Annotated in this window: 13 protein-coding genes and 2 pseudogenes; 11 read left to right on the forward strand and 4 right to left on the reverse strand. The window is 71.1% G+C overall.

The window, feature by feature from the left end:
• Positions 1-56: 56 nt before the first annotated feature.
• Positions 57-1,940 carry an ABC transporter substrate-binding protein gene (locus OIE12_RS21265; protein ID WP_329137656.1) on the reverse strand — a complete coding sequence of 628 codons (1,884 nt, stop codon included), beginning with the start codon at positions 1,938-1,940 and terminating at the stop codon, positions 57-59.
• A 433-nt stretch (positions 1,941-2,373) separates the two neighbouring features.
• On the opposite strand from OIE12_RS21265, the gene OIE12_RS21270 reads away from it, so the two are divergent.
• The 5 genes from OIE12_RS21270 to OIE12_RS21290 are packed head-to-tail and all read left to right on the forward strand — an operon-like array spanning position 2,374 to position 7,975.
• Positions 2,374-3,996, forward strand: a complete 1,623-nt coding sequence (locus tag OIE12_RS21270; RefSeq protein ID WP_329137658.1) for a peptide ABC transporter substrate-binding protein — start codon at positions 2,374-2,376, stop codon at positions 3,994-3,996.
• 6 nt (positions 3,997-4,002) lie between these two features.
• Positions 4,003-4,926 carry an ABC transporter permease gene (locus OIE12_RS21275; RefSeq protein WP_329137660.1) on the forward strand — a complete coding sequence of 308 codons (924 nt, stop codon included), beginning with the start codon at positions 4,003-4,005 and terminating at the stop codon, positions 4,924-4,926.
• Positions 4,919-5,968 (forward strand): ABC transporter permease, encoded by a 1,050-nt coding sequence (locus tag OIE12_RS21280; protein WP_443053879.1) that lies wholly within the window; start codon positions 4,919-4,921, stop codon positions 5,966-5,968. Before OIE12_RS21275 ends, OIE12_RS21280 begins: the two co-directional genes overlap by 8 nt.
• 11 nt (positions 5,969-5,979) lie before the next feature.
• Entirely contained in the window at positions 5,980-6,960 is a 981-nt protein-coding gene (locus OIE12_RS21285; protein WP_329142114.1) for an ABC transporter ATP-binding protein, read from the forward strand.
• On the forward strand, positions 6,947-7,975 hold the full coding sequence (locus tag OIE12_RS21290; protein ID WP_329137662.1) for an ABC transporter ATP-binding protein: 1,029 nt from the start codon (positions 6,947-6,949) through the stop codon (positions 7,973-7,975). Before OIE12_RS21285 ends, OIE12_RS21290 begins: the two co-directional genes overlap by 14 nt.
• 133 nt (positions 7,976-8,108) lie before the next feature.
• Here OIE12_RS21290 and OIE12_RS21295 read toward each other — a convergent pair whose 3' ends face one another.
• A complete protein-coding gene (locus OIE12_RS21295) occupies positions 8,109-9,014 on the reverse strand; it encodes an NAD(P)H-binding protein (protein ID WP_329137664.1) in 906 nt (301 codons plus the stop codon).
• Positions 9,015-9,117: 103 nt separating this feature from the next.
• Between OIE12_RS21295 and OIE12_RS21300 the strand changes: the two genes are divergently transcribed.
• The gene (locus OIE12_RS21300) at positions 9,118-9,924 is read left to right on the forward strand and encodes a LysR family transcriptional regulator (RefSeq protein ID WP_329137666.1); all 807 of its coding nucleotides are present in this window, start codon (positions 9,118-9,120) and stop codon (positions 9,922-9,924) included.
• 112 nt (positions 9,925-10,036) lie between these two features.
• On the opposite strand, the gene OIE12_RS21305 is transcribed toward OIE12_RS21300, so the two are convergent.
• Positions 10,037-12,169, reverse strand: a complete 2,133-nt coding sequence (locus tag OIE12_RS21305; protein WP_329137668.1) for a S9 family peptidase — start codon at positions 12,167-12,169, stop codon at positions 10,037-10,039.
• A 177-nt stretch (positions 12,170-12,346) separates the two neighbouring features.
• On the opposite strand from OIE12_RS21305, the gene OIE12_RS21310 reads away from it, so the two are divergent.
• From OIE12_RS21310 to OIE12_RS21330, 5 genes and pseudogenes are all read left to right on the forward strand, one after another.
• Positions 12,347-12,541 carry a hypothetical protein gene (locus OIE12_RS21310; RefSeq protein ID WP_006142165.1) on the forward strand — a complete coding sequence of 65 codons (195 nt, stop codon included), beginning with the start codon at positions 12,347-12,349 and terminating at the stop codon, positions 12,539-12,541.
• Between the two features lie 215 nt (positions 12,542-12,756).
• Complete coding sequence (locus OIE12_RS21315) at positions 12,757-13,467, forward strand: hypothetical protein (RefSeq protein ID WP_329137670.1); 711 nt, start codon at positions 12,757-12,759, stop codon at positions 13,465-13,467.
• Positions 13,468-13,494: 27 nt separating this feature from the next.
• Positions 13,495-13,680, forward strand: a pseudogene (locus OIE12_RS21320) (ATP-binding protein); the annotation flags it as partial.
• 233 nt (positions 13,681-13,913) lie between these two features.
• Positions 13,914-14,592: pseudogene (locus OIE12_RS21325) on the forward strand (hypothetical protein).
• 58 nt (positions 14,593-14,650) lie between these two features.
• Positions 14,651-15,241, forward strand: a complete 591-nt coding sequence (locus tag OIE12_RS21330; protein WP_329137672.1) for a Uma2 family endonuclease — start codon at positions 14,651-14,653, stop codon at positions 15,239-15,241.
• On the opposite strand, the gene OIE12_RS21335 is transcribed toward OIE12_RS21330, so the two are convergent.
• Positions 15,186-16,487 (reverse strand): VanZ family protein, encoded by a 1,302-nt coding sequence (locus tag OIE12_RS21335; protein WP_329137675.1) that lies wholly within the window; start codon positions 16,485-16,487, stop codon positions 15,186-15,188. The two genes, OIE12_RS21330 and OIE12_RS21335, sit on opposite strands and share 56 nt — an antisense overlap.
• Between the last annotated feature and the right edge of the window lie 43 nt (positions 16,488-16,530).

Below are 16,530 nucleotides of genomic sequence, written 5' to 3' on the forward strand. Positions count from 1 at the left end.
ATCAGCCACGATCCACCCGCGCCCGTCCCACAACCCTCGTTCGTCCCGCTCATCGCCTACTCACGGTCCTCTGCCGTGGCCCTGCGCCGCAGGGCCAGTACCGCGCCGACGCCCACCAGCACCACGACCCCCGCGACCACCCCGATGACCACCCCCGTCGAAGAGGAGCCGTCCGACGAACCGTCGGACTTGGCCGGCTTCGCCGACCACCAGCTCCAGTAGCCGTCCTGGCCGTAGATGTTGCCCGCCTTGGCCGGCATCGTTCGGATCCCGGCGATCTGGTCGGTCCGGTAGGCCTCCACGGCGTTGGGGTACGCCATGACGTTCATGTACCCGAGGTCGTACAGCCGCGACTCCATCCGCTTGACGAGGTCGGCCCGCCGGGCGGGATCGTACTCGGCGAGCTGGCGGGCGTAGAGCGAGTCGTACGTCTTGTCGCAGATGAAGTTGTCGGTCGCGCCGGTCTCCTTCGGCGTGGCCGGCAGGGCGCCGCAGGTGTGGATGGACAGGACGAAGTCCGGGTCGGGATTGACGGACCAGCCGTCGAAGGCGAGATCGTACGTGCCGGCCAGCCACGGGTCGGACACGTTGTCGAGGCAGTCGAGCGTGACGCCGATGCCCAGCTTGCCCCACCACTCCTTGAGGTACTGGCCGACCGCCTTGTCGTTCGGGTCGGTGGCGTGGCACAGGAGCCGGTAGCTGAGCGGCTTGCCGTCCTTGCCGAGCCGTTTGCCCGCGGCGTTCTTCTTGTAGCCGGCCTCGTCCAGGAGCCGGGCGGCCTCCGCCGGGTCGTAGCCGAGCTCCTGGTCGGCCGAGGGCTTCCAGAAGTACGTGGAGAAGCGCGGCGGTATGTACCCCGCCCCCTCGACCGCGTGGCCCTGGAACACCTTGTCGACGAGCGTCTCGCGGTCGACCGCCCGGAAGAGCGCCTGCCGTACCTTCAGGTCGCGCAGCGAGGGGTCGCCGTCGCCCATGGCCGTGCCGTCCTTGGCCCGCGCGCCCGGGTTGACGGCGAGGGCGTAGAAGCGGCGCCCCGGCGCGTCGTTGACCTTGATGTCGGGCTGGTGCGCGAGCGAGGCGGACTGCGCGGGGGTGAGGCCGCTGACGAACGACACCTCGCCCTTGCGCAGCGCCGCGACGGCCGCGTCACCGTCCTTGTAGTACTTGAAGACCAGCTCGTCGAACTTCGGTGCGCCGCGCCAGAATTTCTTGTTGGCCTTCATGCGGACGTAGCTGTCGGCCTTGTATCCCGTGAGGACGTACGGGCCGTCGCCCACGACCGGGAACGTCTTGTCGTTGTTGAACTTGGCGAGGTCCCCGACCTTGGACCAGACGTGCTCCGGCACGATCGGCACGTCCAGCGCGGTCATCGTGGCCTGCGGCTTCTTCAGCTCGACGACGAGCCGGGTGGGGCTCGGTGCCGTCACCTTCCGGAAGTTGCCGACGAAGCTGCCGTTCGCGGTGGCCGCCGCCTCGTCGGTCATCATCTTGTTGAACGTCCAGGCCGCGTCCTTGGCGGTGACCTTCTGCCCGTCGGACCACGTGGCGTCGGAGCGGATGGTGTACGTCCAGGTCAGCTTGTCCGCGGAGGACGACCACTTGGTGGCGAGGCCGGGGACGGGGTGCGCGTCCCCGGGGTCGTAGTCGGTCAGGTATTCGTACATCAGCCGGATGATGCTCGTACTGGACAGACGGACCGCCAGGAACGGGCTCAGCGAGTCGACGCTCTGCGCCACCGCGACCGTGAGGACCTTCTTGCCCTCCTCGGCCTCGGCCCGCCGGGGCGAGGGGTTCAGGGGCGTGGCGAGCGCGGCCGAGAGGACCAGGGCGCTCGCTCCGGCGAGCGCGGCGAACCGCAGCACCGCCGGGCGTGCGGCCCGCCCACCCCGTGTGCCCGGCGGTTCCCGGTGCCCTCTGCCGTGTCGGACTCTCGCGCTCATGGTTGCGACCTCATGTCATCACTCGCACAGGAACGGCTGGTTGGACTGTGTTCGGTCTCCGTCGGGAGGGTGGCGGCGGCTGGGTCGATGAGTGTGTCTATCAGCGCCGCTCCGGGCCCGTCAACGGTGCGTGAACTGCCCATGTGGCCTGCGGAAACGTCGAGTTGACGGTCATGTTCCGGACATTGGTTCAGACCGCTGAAGGGCCCCTGGTGGAGCCGTGACGGATGGTGCGCGTGAGGTCGTACGGCGGACGGTGCGCCCGCCGCGTCGATGGGCCGGACGGTGCCGCCTGCCGCGTCCCTGGGCCGGACGGGGGACGCACAACTCGTACGGGCGGGCTGAATGTGCGTGATGTCCGGTAAGGGGAAAGGGTGGCGGGTGAAGCGCCGCATGCCGGTGTCGGCGCCCGGCGCGTACCCGAGGAGGCACCATGCAGGGAGCCGCACCCGTCCGCTGGACCGCCGCCCTCGCCGTTCTCCTGCTCACCGCGACCGGCTGCGGCTCGCCCGCCGCCGCCGACGGCGGCCCCGGCGTGCTCAGCTCCTCCTGGGGCGACCCGCAGAACCCGCTGGAGCCGGCCAACACCAACGAGGTGCAGGGCGGCAAGGTGCTCGACATGATCTTCCGCGGCCTCAAGCGGTACGACCCGAGGACCGGCGCCGCCGAGAACATGCTCGCGGAGCGGATCGAGACCGAGGACGCCCGCACCTATACCGTCACCGTCAAGGACGGCTGGACCTTCAGCAACGGCGAGAAGGTCACCGCCCGCTCCTTCGTCGACGCCTGGAACTACGGCGCCGGCCTGAAGAACAACCAGAAGTGCGCCTACTTCTTCGGCTACATCGACGGCTACGACAAGGTCCACCCCGAGTCCGGCAAGCAGACCGCCGACACCCTCTCCGGGCTCAGGGTCACCGGCCCGCGCACCTTCACCGTCCGCCTCAACCAGAGCTTCTCCGGCTTCCCCGACACCCTCGGCTACGCCGCCTTCGCCCCGCTGCCCCGCGCGTTCTTCACCGACCACGCCGCCTGGCTGGAGAAGCCGGTCGGCAACGGGCCCTACCGCGTGAAGTCGTACGTCAGGGGCGCGCAGATGTCGCTGCGCACCTGGGACGGCTACCCCGGCCCCGACAAGGCGAGGAACCGCGGCGTCGACCTCAAGGTGTACACCGACAGCAACACCGCCTACACCGACCTGATGTCCGGCAACCTCGACCTCGCCGACGACATCCCCGCCGCCCAGCTCAAGAACGTCAGGAGCGATCTTCAGGGCCGGTACATCAACGTCCCGGCCGGCATCCTGCAGACCCTCGCCTTCCCGTTCTACGACGGGAAATGGGACAAGCCCGGCATGGAGAAGGTCCGCACCGGCCTGTCCATGGCCATCGACCGCGACCAGATCTCCCGCACCATCTTCCGCGGCACCCGCACCCCCGCCACCGACTGGACCTCACCCGTCCTCGGCACGGAGGGCGGCTACCGGGAGGGCCTGTGCGGCGAGGCCTGCCGCTACGACCCGAAACGGGCGAAGGCGCTGGTCAAGGAGGGCGGCGGACTGCCCGGCGGGCGCTTGCGGCTCACATACAACGCCGACACCGGCTCCCACAAGGCGTGGGTCGACGCCGTCTGCCACTCCATCAACAACGCGCTCGACGACGACCGGGCCTGCGTCGCCAATCCCGTCGGCACCTTCGCCGACTACCGCAACCAGATCACCCAGAAGAAGATCGCCGGGCCCTTCCGGGCGGGCTGGCAGATGGACTACCCGCTCATCCAGAACTTCCTCCAGCCGCTCTACTACACGGGCGCCTCCTCCAACGACGGCAAGTGGTCCAGCGAGACGTTCGACGCTCTCGTCGACAGGGCCAACGCCGCCACCGACCAGGCCACCTCCGTGCAGCTGTTCCAGCAGGCGGAGGAGGTGGTCCGGGACCAGATGGCCGCCATCCCGCTCTGGTACCAGAACGGCAGCGCGGGCTACTCGGGCCGGCTCTCGGGTGTGGCACTCAACCCGTTCAGCGTGCCGGTGTACGACCGGATCGAGGTGAGCTGACCAGCCATGGGCCAGTACGTGCTGCGGCGACTGCTGCAAATGATCCCCGTCTTCGTCGGCGCCACCCTGCTGATCTTCCTCATGGTCAACGTCATGGGGGACCCCGTCGCCGGACTCTGCGGCGACAAGGCGTGCGACGCCGCCACCGCCGCCCGGCTCAGGGCGGAGTTCGGCCTCGACCGCCCCGTGTGGCAGCAGTACCTGACATACATGGGCAACGTCTTCACCGGCGACTTCGGCACCGCGTTCAACGGGCAGGAGGTCACCGCGCTGATGGCGGCGTCCTTCCCGGTCACCGCGCGGCTCACCCTGGTGGCGATCGTCTTCGAGGTCGTCCTCGGCGTCACCCTGGGCGTCGTCACGGGGCTGCGGCGCGGCCGGCCCGTCGACACCGGGGTGCTGATGCTCAGCCTCGTCGTCATCTCCGTCCCCACCTTCGTCACCGGCCTGCTGCTGCAACTGCTGCTCGGGGTGCAGTGGCACTGGATCACGCCGTCCGTCTCCCTGGCGGCGAGCTACGACGAGCTGATCGTGCCCGGCCTCGTCCTGGCCTCCGTCTCCCTCGCCTACGTCACCCGGCTCACCCGCACCTCGATCGCGGAGAACCTGCGGGCCGACCACGTCCGCACCGCCGTCGCCAAGGGGCTGCCGCGCCGCCGGGTGATCGTCCGGCATCTGCTGCGGACCTCGCTGATCCCCGTGGTCACCTTCATCGGCTCCGACATCGGGGCGCTGATGGGCGGGGCGATCGTCACCGAGCGGATCTTCAACATCCACGGCGTCGGCTTCCAGCTCTACCAGGGAATCCTGCGCCAGAACACGCAGACCGTCGTCGGCTTCGTGACGGTCCTGGTGCTGGTCTTCCTCGCCGCGAACCTGCTCGTGGACCTGCTGTACGCCGTACTCGACCCGAGGATCCGCTATGCCTGAGCGCCCTTACGAGCCGATCGAGCCGTACGAGGCTTTTGAGCCGGAGGCTCTCGGGGCGGGGGCCTCGGCGGACGGTGCCGTCGCCCCCACCGGCACCGGCGGCACGATGGATCTCGCGGTGGGAGAGGCGGCGACGCTTCAGCGCCCGCCGGAGGCCGAGCCGAATGCCCCGGGTCCCGCCGCGGGGAAGACGGCGAAGCCCCGCTCCCTCTGGTCCGACGCCTGGCACGACCTGCGGCGCAACCCCGTCTTCCTCGTCTCCGCGCTCGTCATCCTCTTCCTCCTCGTCATCTCCGTGCGCCCCTCGCTCATCGCCCCCGGCGACCCGCTCTCCTGCGACCTGGCCAACGCCCAGGAGGGCTCCCGCCCGGGACACCCCTTCGGCTTCGACGGCCAGGGCTGCGACGTCTACGTCCGGACCGTGTACGGCACCCGGATCTCCATCGGTGTCGGAGTGCTCGCCACGGCCGGGGTCGCGCTGCTCGGCTCGGTGCTCGGCGGGCTCGCCGGGTACTTCGGCGGGGTCGGGGACGCGGTGCTGTCCCGCCTGACCGACGTGTTCTTCGCGATCCCGGTCGTCCTCGGCGGCCTGGTCCTGCTCTCCGTCGTCACCAGCGACACGATCTGGCCCGTCGTCGGCTTCATGGTGCTGCTCGGCTGGCCGCAGATCTCCCGGATCGCCCGCGGCTCGGTCCTGACCGTGGGGCGGCACGACTACATCCAGGCCGCCCGTGCGCTCGGCGCCTCCCACACCCGGCTGCTGCTGCGGCACATCGCGCCCAACGCCGTCGCCCCCGTGATCGTCGTCGCGACCATCGCGCTCGGCACGTACATCGCGCTGGAGGCGACCCTGTCCTACGTCGGCGTCGGGCTCCGTCCGCCCACGGTGAGCTGGGGCATCGACATCTCGGCCGCCTCCCCGTACATCCGCCAGGCCCCGCACATGCTGCTGTGGCCCGCCGGAGCGCTGGCGCTCACCGTGCTGGCGTTCATCATGCTCGGCGACGCGGTGCGCGACGCCCTCGACCCGAAGCTGAGGTGAGGCATGTGGCCCTGCTGCTCGACGTACGCGATCTGCACGTGGAGTTCCGCACCCGGGACGGCGTCGCCCGTGCCGTCAACGGCGTGAACCTGCGGGTGGCGGCGGGGGAGACGCTGGCCGTGCTCGGCGAGTCCGGCTCGGGCAAGTCCGTCACCGCGCAGGCCGTCATGGGCATCCTCGACACCCCGCCGGGCCGCGTCACCGGCGGCGAGGTCCGCTTCAAGGGGCGTGACCTGCTCGCCCTCCCCGAGGAGGAGCGCCGCAGGCTGCGCGGCGCCGAGATGGCGATGATCTTCCAGGACGCGCTCTCCGCCCTCAACCCCGTCCTCACCGTCGGCGACCAGCTCGGCGAGATGTTCACCGTCCACCGCGGCATGTCCCGGCGCGACGCCCGCGCGAAGGCCGTCGAACTGATGGACAGGGTCCGTATCCCGGCCGCCGCCCAGCGCGTACGGGACTATCCGCACCAGTTCTCGGGCGGCATGCGCCAGCGCGTGATGATCGCGATGGCGCTCGCGCTGGAACCCGCGCTGATCATCGCCGACGAACCGACGACCGCGCTCGACGTCACCGTGCAGGCGCAGGTCATGGACCTGCTCGCCGAGCTGCGGCGGGAGTACGCGATGGGGCTCGTCCTCATCACCCACGACCTCGGGGTCGTCGCCGACGTGGCCGACCGGATCGCCGTGATGTACGCGGGCCGGATCGTCGAGGAGGCGCCGGTCCACGACCTCTACAAGGCCCCGGCCCACCCGTACACCAGGGGCCTGCTCGACTCCATCCCCCGCCTGGACCGCAAGGGCGCCGAGCTGCACGCCATCCGGGGCCTGCCGCCGAGCCTCACCGACATCCCGCCCGGCTGCGCCTTCCACCCGCGCTGCCCGCGCGCCCGGGACGTGTGCCTGACCGACGAGCCGCCGCTGTACGAGGCGGGCGAGGACCGGGGCAGCGCCTGCCACTTCTGGAGGGAGTGCCTGCATGACGCCACCTGAACCGGTGTCCGAACCGATCCTCGAAGTGACCGGGCTGGCCAGGCACTACCCGCTCACCCGGGGCGTACTGCGCCGCCGGGCGGCCGGCGCGGTACGGGCCGTCGACGGCGTCGACCTCACCCTTCGCGCGGGCGAGACCCTGGGCGTCGTCGGCGAGTCCGGCTGCGGCAAGTCCACGCTCGCCCGCCTCCTCGTCCACCTGGAGCGCCCCACCGCGGGCCGCATCCGCTACCGCGGCGAGGACGTCACCGGCCTGTCCGGCCGCGCGCTCAAGGCGGTGCGGCGCAACGTCCAGATGGTGTTCCAGGACCCGTACACCTCGCTCAACCCCCGGATGACGGTGGGCGACATCGTCGGGGAGCCGTACGAGATCCACCCCGAGGCGGCCCCGAAGGGCGAACGGCGCCGGAAGGTACGGGAGTTGCTGGACGTGGTCGGCCTCAACCCCGAGCACGTCAACCGCTACCCGCACCAGTTCTCCGGCGGCCAGCGCCAGCGCATCGGCATCGCGCGGGCGTTGGCGCTGCGCCCGGAGATCGTCGTCGCCGACGAACCGGTCTCCGCGCTCGACGTCTCGGTCCAGGCCCAGGTGATGAACCTGCTGTCCCGCCTCCAGGGGGAGTTCGGCCTCTCCTACGTCTTCATCGCGCACGACCTGTCGGTGGTACGGCACATCTCGGACCGGGTCGGGGTGATGTACCTCGGCCGCATCGTGGAGACGGGCACGGACACGGAGATCTACGACCACCCGACCCACCCGTACACCCAGGCCCTGCTCTCCGCGGTCCCGGTCCCCGACCCGACGGCCCGCACCCGCCACGACCGCATCATCCTCACGGGCGACGTCCCGTCCCCGGCCGGCATCCCGACGGGCTGCCGCTTCCGCACGCGCTGCTTCAAGGCGGAGCCGCGCTGCGAGGCGGAGTCCCCCCTCCTGCGAATCCACGGCACAACACCGATGCCCCACCCCTCGGCGTGCCACTTCGCGGCGGAGCGGGCGGTGGGCGCGGGGTAGGTACGCCCCGTGAGGGGCAGTCTGTTCGGCGGTTGGTGACCAACCCAGGGGCCGCGCCCCTTCGGGGGCGCGGGGAACTGCGCGATCAGCCACGATCCACCCGCACCCGCCCCCCCCACAGCCCCCCGAGCTACTAGGCCCCCAGAACCGCCCCCCGCAGCACCCCCTCACACCACGCCTCGAACGTCGTCGCCCCGACGACAACCCCCGCACCGCTACGAGAAACCGCCCCGTCCAACCCCTCGTTCCGCGCCCGCATCATGTCCACCATCCCCGACGTGAACGCCTCCGGCACCCCACGGGACGTGAACACCGCCGCATAGTCCGCCAGCGACACCTGCTCGTACCGCACGGGCCGCCCAAGCACCTCGGACACGATCCGCGCCCGGTCGGCCGCGGTCAGGTCCTCGGGACCGAGGACCGGGACCTCCCCCGTCCCCGTCCACGACCGGTCGAGCAGCAACCGCACCGCCGCCGCCGCGATGTCCGCCGTCGCGACCGGCGGCTCCGGCCGGTCCGCCGGCACCGTGTCCGTGAAGACCCCGCGCTCGCGGATCGGCCCCGCCTGCCGCAGCAGGTTGTCGATGAACGTCGCACAGGCGAGCGCCCGGTAGGCGACCCCCGAGCCCGCGATCAGGTCGTCCATGGCCAGCGAGGCCGTGACGAGCCCGGCCCGGTCGGCGACGGGCGTACCCCGCCCGACCGAGGACACGGCGACCACCCGCTGCACGCCGTGCGCGGTGAACGCCTTCGCCGCGGGCCGCGTGAACCCGGAGTACGCCTCCTCCAGGCTCGCCGCCAGCGGATTCGGCGGCACGACCCAGAAGACCGCGTCGACCCCGTCGAACGCACGGTCGACGACCTCGGCGTCACCGTGCGAGCCCACGACGACGTCGACCCGGTCGCGGACGTCGTCCGGGAGCTTCGCGGGGTCGCGCACGATCACCCGCAGGTCCTCGCCCCGCGCGGGGGCTTCGTCGAGGAGGTTGCGCAGCACCTGGCTGCCGATGGCGCCCGTGGGCGTGGTGATGAGGATCATGCGGTCAAGTCTTCGCGCGCCTCCGCCCACGCGTCCAATACCCTTGCCCGCCGATTGATGCCCGGCAGGTATCAATGCGGGCCGCCATGGATACCCTTCAGGTATGGACCTCGATCTGCGCAAGCTGCGCTACTTCGTCGCGGTCGCCGAGCACCGCCACTTCGGCCGCGCGGCCGAGCAGCTCTACATCGCGCAGCCGGTCCTCAGCCGGCAGATCCGCGCCTTCGAGCGCGAGCTGGGCTGCGCGCTCCTCACCCGCACCACCCGCAACGTCGAGCTGACGCCGGCGGGGGAGCAGCTGCACGAGGAGGCGCGCCGGGTCCTCGGCACCGTCGACGCGGCGGTCCGGCGGGTACACGAGGCCGACCGGGGCGTCGCACGCCTCGCCGTCGCCTTCGCCCCCGGGCTGCACGTCTCGGAGGCGGTCCGCGCCTTCACGGCGGCCCGCCCGGGCGTGGAGATCGACCTCGTCCCGCTTCAGTGGCACGACCAGCACGCCCCGCTTCGCGACGGCCGCGCCCACGTCGGCTTCCTGCGCAGGCCGTTCGACGACGAAGGGCTGCACACGATCCCCATCGGCCACGAGGCGAAGGTCGCGTGCCTGCCCGCGGCCCACCCGCTGGCCGACCGCACCTCGCTGACCTGGGCGGACCTGGCGGACGAGAAGATCCTCGACGCGCAGCAGCGCCGCACGGCCTCCGTCGAGGAGAAGTTCGAACTCATCGCCGCCGGGTACGGCATCGGCCTCGGCCCGCTGAGCGTGGCCCGCACCTACTCGCGCCCCGACCTCGTCCCCGTCCCGATCACGGACGCCGACCCGTACGAGACATGCCTGGCGGCCCCGGAGGACAGCCGGGACGAACGCCTGCGCGACTTCCTGGAGATCGCGACGAAGGTGTTGCGCGGGTAACGCGCCCTCGCGCGCGTCGTCGCATGCTCGTCCTCGCGCGCCGCGCCCTCGCGTGCCGGGGCGGGCCGCTCCGGTGCCGTGCCGTGAGCGGCCCGCCTCCGTCCCCGGATTCCTACGCGAGCCCCAACGACCTTCGCAGGAACTCCAGTTGCAGTCGCAGCAGATTCTCCGCGACCGTCTCCTGCGGGGTCATGTGCGTGACGCCCGACAGCGGCAGCACCTCGTGCGGCCGCCCGGCGGCCAGCAGGGCCGACGACAGCCGCAGGGAGTGCGCGACGACGACGTTGTCGTCCGCGAGGCCGTGAATGATCATCATCGGCCGGTGCGGGCCCTCCGCCGCGTCGACGAGCCCCGCGTCGTCGAGGAGCGAGTTGCGCCGGTAGACCTCCGGCTGCTCGCCGGGCAGGCCCAGGTACCGCTCCTGGTAGTGCGTGTCGTACAGCCGCAGATCGGTGACCGGAGCCCCGACCACCGCCGCGTGGAAGACGTCCGGGCGGCGCAGCGCGCCGAGCGCGGCGAGGTACCCGCCGAAGGACCAGCCGCGGATCGCGACCCGGTCCAGATCGAGCGGGAACTCCTCGGCGAGCGCGTGCAGCGCGTCGACCTGGTCCTGGAGGACGACGTCCGCGAGCTCGTCCCGTACGGCCTTCTCCCACGCCGGGGAGCGGCCCGGCGTGCCCCGCCCGTCCGCGACGACCACCGCGAAGCCCTGGTCGGCGAACCACTGCGAGGTGAGGTGCGGGTTGTGCGCGGCGAGCACCCGCTGGCCGTGCGGACCGCCGTAGGGGTCCATCAGGACGGGCAAACGGGGACCGCCGGTCTCACGGGGGTAGTCCGTAGGCATAAGCACGGCGCATGGGATTTTCCGTGCGCCCCCCTCTACGAGGCTCACGCGCGGGGAGAAATTCGGACTTTCCGCGTACGACGCCACGGTCGCCGTCGGCTTGCCGTCGCGAAGTACCTGCACACGGGCGCCCGGCCGGTCCAACACCGCGCTGACCAGCACGGTCACGCCCCCGGCGCGCACCGCCGAGTGCACGCCGGGCTCCTGCGAAACGCGCTCCACCCCGAGCTCGTTCACCCGGTGGACGTGCACCTCGCCGAGCTCCGGGTCGGCCGCCCCCGCCCCGGCGGAGGCCGAGACCAGGACGTCGTCGGCGCCGACGTCAAGTACCGCCCGCACATGCAACTGCGGCCCGGTCAACGGGCGTTCGCCGACCGCGAGGACCCGCGCCCCGCCCTCGTCGGCGATCCGCACGAGCTGTCCGGAGGGGCTCCAGCACGGCACCCCGGGGAAAAGATCAAGCCAAGTTGGATCTTCGTCGGCGTGCACCATCCGGGTCGCTCCGGTGTTCGGATCGACCGCGAGAATCAGTTGACTGCGCTGGTCGCGGGCCTGCACGAGGATGAGCGGCGCACCCGCCGCTGACCAGTGCACTCGCGCCACATAGGGGTAGCCGGCGCGGTCCCAGACCACCTCCGTGCGCACTCCGTCCAGGCCGAGCACGAACAGCCGTACGTCCGCGTTGTCCGTACCCGCAGAGGGGTACGCGACGGGCTGCGGAGCCCGGCCCGGATGCGCCGGGTCGGAGATCCACCACCGCTGCACGGGGGTGTCGTCCACCCGCGCGACCAGCAACCGGTCCGAATCCGGGGACCACCAGAACCCGCGAGAACGGGACATTTCCTCGGCCGCGACGAACTCCGCGAGACCGTACGAAACGCCCTCCGACTCCGGTTCCAGCAGCGCCCGGTCGTCCTCGCCCTCCGCGCCCACGACCCGCAGCGCGCCCCCGGCGACATAGGCGACATGCCGCCCGTCCGGGGACGGACGCGGATCGACCACCGGTCCCGCGGCGGGCAGTTCGCGCGCCGTACCGGCCCGCAGCTCGGCCGTGAAAAGCCGCCCTGACAAGGCGAAAGACGCCAACTCGACGGCGCCGTCGGTGGCGTAGCCGACGATGCCGGCGCCGCCCTCACGGCTGCGCTCGCGCCGTGCGCGCTCCTCCGGCGGCAACTGCTCGTCGGCGCCCGCGAGCAGGGCCGCGGGGTCGGCCGCGAGCCGCTCCGCGCCCTCCTCCATGTCGAGAACCCACAGCTGCTGCACCCGGTCGGTCCCGGTCGCGGACCGCAGGAACGCGACCCGCGACCCGTCCGGCGCGACCGTGAACGCACGGGGCGCGCCGAGGGTGAAGCGTTGCGTACGCGCGTGCTGGCGCGGGAAGGAAAGTGGCTCGGTCGTCATGCCCCGACCATATTGGCCATGCGCCCCCTTGTGCGGCCGTGCGCGGGACGATGCGCGCGCCCGGATAGTTATGATCACAAGCGCATAGTGGGTATGAACCCGCTGGCTGCTGTACGGATATGTCTGCCCCCATAGTCCGACCCCCCGCGTCCCTGGGATCTTTGGAGGTGAACCGCCGTGGCACTCTCGATTTCGGCGGTGGTGCTGCTGGCGATCATCGTCGTTCTGCTGATCAGGAAGTCAGGCCTGAAGGGCGGACACGCGGTGGTCTGCGTGCTCCTCGGCTTCTACCTCGCCTCCTCGACGATCGCCCCGACGATCAACGACCTGACGACGAACATCGCGGGGATGATCGGCAGCATCAAGTTCTGACACGGGTCCCCGAGCGGCGCCTCCGCACCCCGGAGGCCCCCGGGCCCCGCCAGGACGGGACACGGGCCCCGAACCCGGGGTCCGGGGCCCGTGCGGTGACCTTCCCGCTGTCCGGCTGCCCCGGATGCGCCCGCGTATGCCGGCAAGCTCATACGTCTCCCTCGCTGATCGGGTCAGCCATAGACTGCGGCGGAAGTCGAGGGGGGAGCACGATCATGGACTTCGATGACGCCCTGCGCAGAGCGCGGAGCCAGGCCGATCAAGCCGCTACGGAGGAGCAGAGCGAGCAGCAGTGCGTTGCCCGAGTGATTGCGGCGTCGGAACAACGGATCGCGAAGGTGTTCGCCGAAGCCAGGTCTCACCTGCCGAGGGAACACCCCCGGCAGGTATTGCAGTTGCGCGCACGCACAGGGAGGTTCGCACGGGGCCGCTTCGACGTGATCGGACGGCTGTGGCCGCTGGGTAGCCTGCTCTATGCGGAAGACGGAACCCTCTACGACCCGTCTCGTTCCTTCGGTGGAGCAGGACTGGCACCCATGAGGGCGGGCGACCCGCGGATCGCCGGCCGTTTGCATGGAAACGCCGACCTGCTTGCCTGGCTGCGAGGCGGCGGCGTCGCCCCCGAGACCATGGTCTGCACGGAGGGCGAGCCTATGAGGATCGCTGACGCGGTTGCGGTGACCAAGACGATCGTGCGGCTTGACGGCGGCTCCGGACTCGGCGGCCTTGATCGGGGCACGTTCTTCGGTTACCTGAAGACATCGAGTGGACCGTTCAGGGCCGACGAGGCGGGATCCCTCCTCGTAACCGTCAAGGAAGCCGGCGCTGAATCCATGGGCTTTTCCGTCCCTTACGAGTACAACGACGTCAACCTGTTCTTCGAGGAAGCCGTGGCGCACTCGGTCATGAACTTGACCAGGCGCTGAACTGAGGCGCGCCCCGCACCGGAGATGCGCCTTCCCGAACTCCAAACTCCGCGCCCCGAGGCGGAGTCGGGACGCGGCCTGCACCTCGTCGAGGCGCTGGCCGACCGCTGGGGGGTCACCGAGGAACGATTCCCCTGCAAAACGGTCTGGGCGGAACTGCCCGTTCAGGCACCGGAGCACGGATTCGCGGGCTCCGGTGGGCCCAGCGCCTGAAAGACAAAGGACGTCGGGAAAGCACCCGTACCAAGCCCCACCCCTCCCGCCCGTAAGCGGCGAAGGCACTGGTCACTCGGGTGGGTGAACATCCCCGGCTCCGCTGGATTTGGCGAGCGCCGACGGTCCACGCTCAGCACGAGCACGACACACACCGGACATACGTCGGCCCCCGCCCGGGACTTGCACTCCCAACGCGAGGGCCTGACCACCAAGGAACACCAGACTTCCCGATGGATACCCAAAACCCTAGCGTGCCCCCGCACGCCCCGTCCCGTACGACGGACGACAACCACCCGAACCAGGACCGGCACCGGGACGGCCACTGGGCGAACCGCCCCGGCGGGCTCCTCCACGACAACACCCGCCACACCACCCGCTTCACGGTGATCGGCAACCACCTCGCCCAGCACCGCCAGTTGTCCTTGCTGGCGATCGGGCTCGCCGTGCACCTCCAGTCGCTGCCGAAGGGCACCCGCGTCGACATCAAGACGCTCGCCGCCCGCTTCCCCGAGGGCGCGACCCGGATCGCGGCCGCCCTGCGCGAACTGGAGGCCCACGGCTATCTGCGCCGCTCCCGCGAACGCGCCCCCGACGGCCGCATCGTTTCCCGCACGGTCTCCTGCAACCAGCCGGGCGCCACCCGCCGCCCCCACGAGCCCTCGGCGAAACCCCGCTCGAAGTCGCACGAGAGGCGAGCCGCCCGTAAGCCGCTTCCCGCCGTCCCGCAGCCCGCGTATCCCGCCCCCACCCTCCTTCAGAAGGCCACGGACCTCCTCGCGGGCCTGCACCGCCGCGACCCCGCCCGAGCGCCACCCGCTCCAGAACTGCCCCGGCTGCGACCACGCGTTCAGGGCTCCCGAGCCGGGCCGCTGCCGCGCTTGCCGAATCGACCCCCAGGAGGCCGCCTAGCATGAACGTGACGATCCTTGCCCGAGCCCGTGGGCACACACGACGAGGAGCGAGCGCCATGACCATCGCACCCGACGACGCGCAGCAGGGCGCCTCCCACTACCGGGCCATGCGCGACTTCCTGCAGTCCATGGACGACACGCTGCCCGGCAAGTTCGAGATCACCAAGGAAGGGATCGTCCACGACATGATGTCGCCGGGAGGTCCGCACGAAGTCACTGCCGCCCACGTCAGCCGTCGTCTGGAGAGGGTCATGCCTGGCGAGCTCCTGGCCCACAACGGCACCCCCGACGTGGAGGACGAGCCCGAGAACATCATGCGCCACCCGGACGTGATGGTGATCGCCTGGTCCGACCTGGACGTCGAAGGGTCGATCGACCCGCTTACGGTCATGGCCGCCGTCGAGATCGTCTCCCGCTCCAACCCCGACAACGACTGGATCGGCAAGACGCGGGACTACCCCCTGCTCGGCATCCCCGTCTACGCGATCTTCGACCCTCGTACCGGCACCGGCGCCGTCTTCACCGACATCCATCCCACCCCGGACGGCCCCCGCTACGCCACCCGCAAGGACTTCGTGTACGGCGAGGACGTCACCATCGGCGAGTGGACGATCCCGACGGACGGTCTGCCGCGCTACCGGGACTGACGGGGTCCGCAGCGGCCTCCGTCGCCTCGGCACAGGGGAGTGCGGGCACCGCTCGCGCCCGCCTGGCATGCGGCAGGGCTTCGTTGCGTACGCCGGAGAGGACCTCGTGCGGGCCCAGGCCCTCGGGGTGGCGGCGGACCGCGCGTATCCACCAGACCACGACGGCCAGGCAGGCGCCGGGGACGAGGAAGCCGGCCAGCGTGGTCGCCGGGTCGGCGGCCAGGGCGTACGCCACGTCCCGGTAGCCGACGCCCCGTACGGCCTCCGTTCCGGCGGAGGCGGCGCGGAGGGCGGCGTCGGGCAGGGCGGTGCCCGCGACGAACCACAGCAGGGCGAAGGGGAGGCCGAGCAGGGCGGCCCGTAGCGACAGCGCGCCGGTCCCCGGCCTGTCGCCGCTTCCCGTGACCAGCTTCAGCAGCAGCACGTGCTTGCCGGGGGTCGCGCCGCTCCAGCGCGGCACCACCACGAACCAGACCAGCCAGACGAGAAGCGGAACCCACGGCACCGGGTCCGGGCCCAGGACGAGGAAGACGAGCACGGCGAGGGACCCGGCCAGCAGGACGACGCCCGTCACGTCGAGCAGCAGTGCGACCAGGCGTCGGCCGAAGGGAACCCTCAGCGGGTCGAGGGCGCGCGCGTCCAGCGTGCTCAGGTCCGGCAGCGCGCGGGCCAGGGGCCCGGCCAGTGCCCAGCCGAGGGCCGCGCCCGCCGTGTTGGCGAGCAGATCGTCCACGGCGAAGAGGCGGTAGGGGCAGTCGTAGAGCCCGTACAGGCCGGTGAACTGCGTGACCTCGAAGAAGAGCGACCCGGCGAGGCCCGCCAGGGTGGCGGCCACCGGCCCCCGCCGGGCGTGCACGCGCACGAAGACCCCGAGCGGGAGCAGCAGGGCCAGGTTGAACACCGTCTGCCAGACCGCCGGGTTGCCGAGCACCAGGTCGTGGAAGGTGACGCGGTGGTGCGCCTCCTTCCAGATGTCGCCGACGAAACTGCCCGGCATCCACTGCGGGTGCGCGAACGAGGGGTACTTGGCGCACACGTCCACGGACGCGGACGGCAGCGGCACGATCGTCAGACAGAAGGCCGTGAGCGCGTAGTACACGCCCCCGAACAGCGAGAACGTGCGCCAGCGCGTCATCACCCCGTGCCGCCGGTAGACCACGACGGCCATCGGCACGAGCAGCAGCAGGGCGAGCCCCGGGAAGAGCAGGGCGGCCGTACGTATGGGCAACAGATAGGAGTCCGTCACGGCTCGCACTATACACAGCACGTATACATGCGGTGTATAGATC

The sequence above is a fragment of the Streptomyces sp. NBC_00670 genome (genome assembly GCF_036226765.1).
Classification (GTDB): domain Bacteria; phylum Actinomycetota; class Actinomycetes; order Streptomycetales; family Streptomycetaceae; genus Streptomyces.

Excerpts from the sequence above, each read along its gene's own strand:
- OIE12_RS21265 (WP_329137656.1), bottom strand. The coding sequence starts at position 1,940 with ATGAGCGCGAGAGTCCGACACGGCAGAGGGCACCGGGAACCGCCGGGC.
- OIE12_RS21270 (WP_329137658.1), top strand. The coding sequence starts at position 2,374 with ATGCAGGGAGCCGCACCCGTCCGCTGGACCGCCGCCCTCGCCGTTCTC.
- OIE12_RS21275 (WP_329137660.1), top strand. The coding sequence starts at position 4,003 with ATGGGCCAGTACGTGCTGCGGCGACTGCTGCAAATGATCCCCGTCTTC.
- OIE12_RS21280 (WP_443053879.1), top strand. The coding sequence starts at position 4,919 with ATGCCTGAGCGCCCTTACGAGCCGATCGAGCCGTACGAGGCTTTTGAG.
- OIE12_RS21290 (WP_329137662.1), top strand. The coding sequence starts at position 6,947 with ATGACGCCACCTGAACCGGTGTCCGAACCGATCCTCGAAGTGACCGGG.
- OIE12_RS21295 (WP_329137664.1), bottom strand. The coding sequence starts at position 9,014 with ATGATCCTCATCACCACGCCCACGGGCGCCATCGGCAGCCAGGTGCTG.
- OIE12_RS21300 (WP_329137666.1), top strand. The coding sequence starts at position 9,118 with ATGGACCTCGATCTGCGCAAGCTGCGCTACTTCGTCGCGGTCGCCGAG.
- OIE12_RS21305 (WP_329137668.1), bottom strand. The coding sequence starts at position 12,169 with ATGACGACCGAGCCACTTTCCTTCCCGCGCCAGCACGCGCGTACGCAA.
- OIE12_RS21315 (WP_329137670.1), top strand. The coding sequence starts at position 12,757 with ATGGACTTCGATGACGCCCTGCGCAGAGCGCGGAGCCAGGCCGATCAA.
- OIE12_RS21330 (WP_329137672.1), top strand. The coding sequence starts at position 14,651 with ATGACCATCGCACCCGACGACGCGCAGCAGGGCGCCTCCCACTACCGG.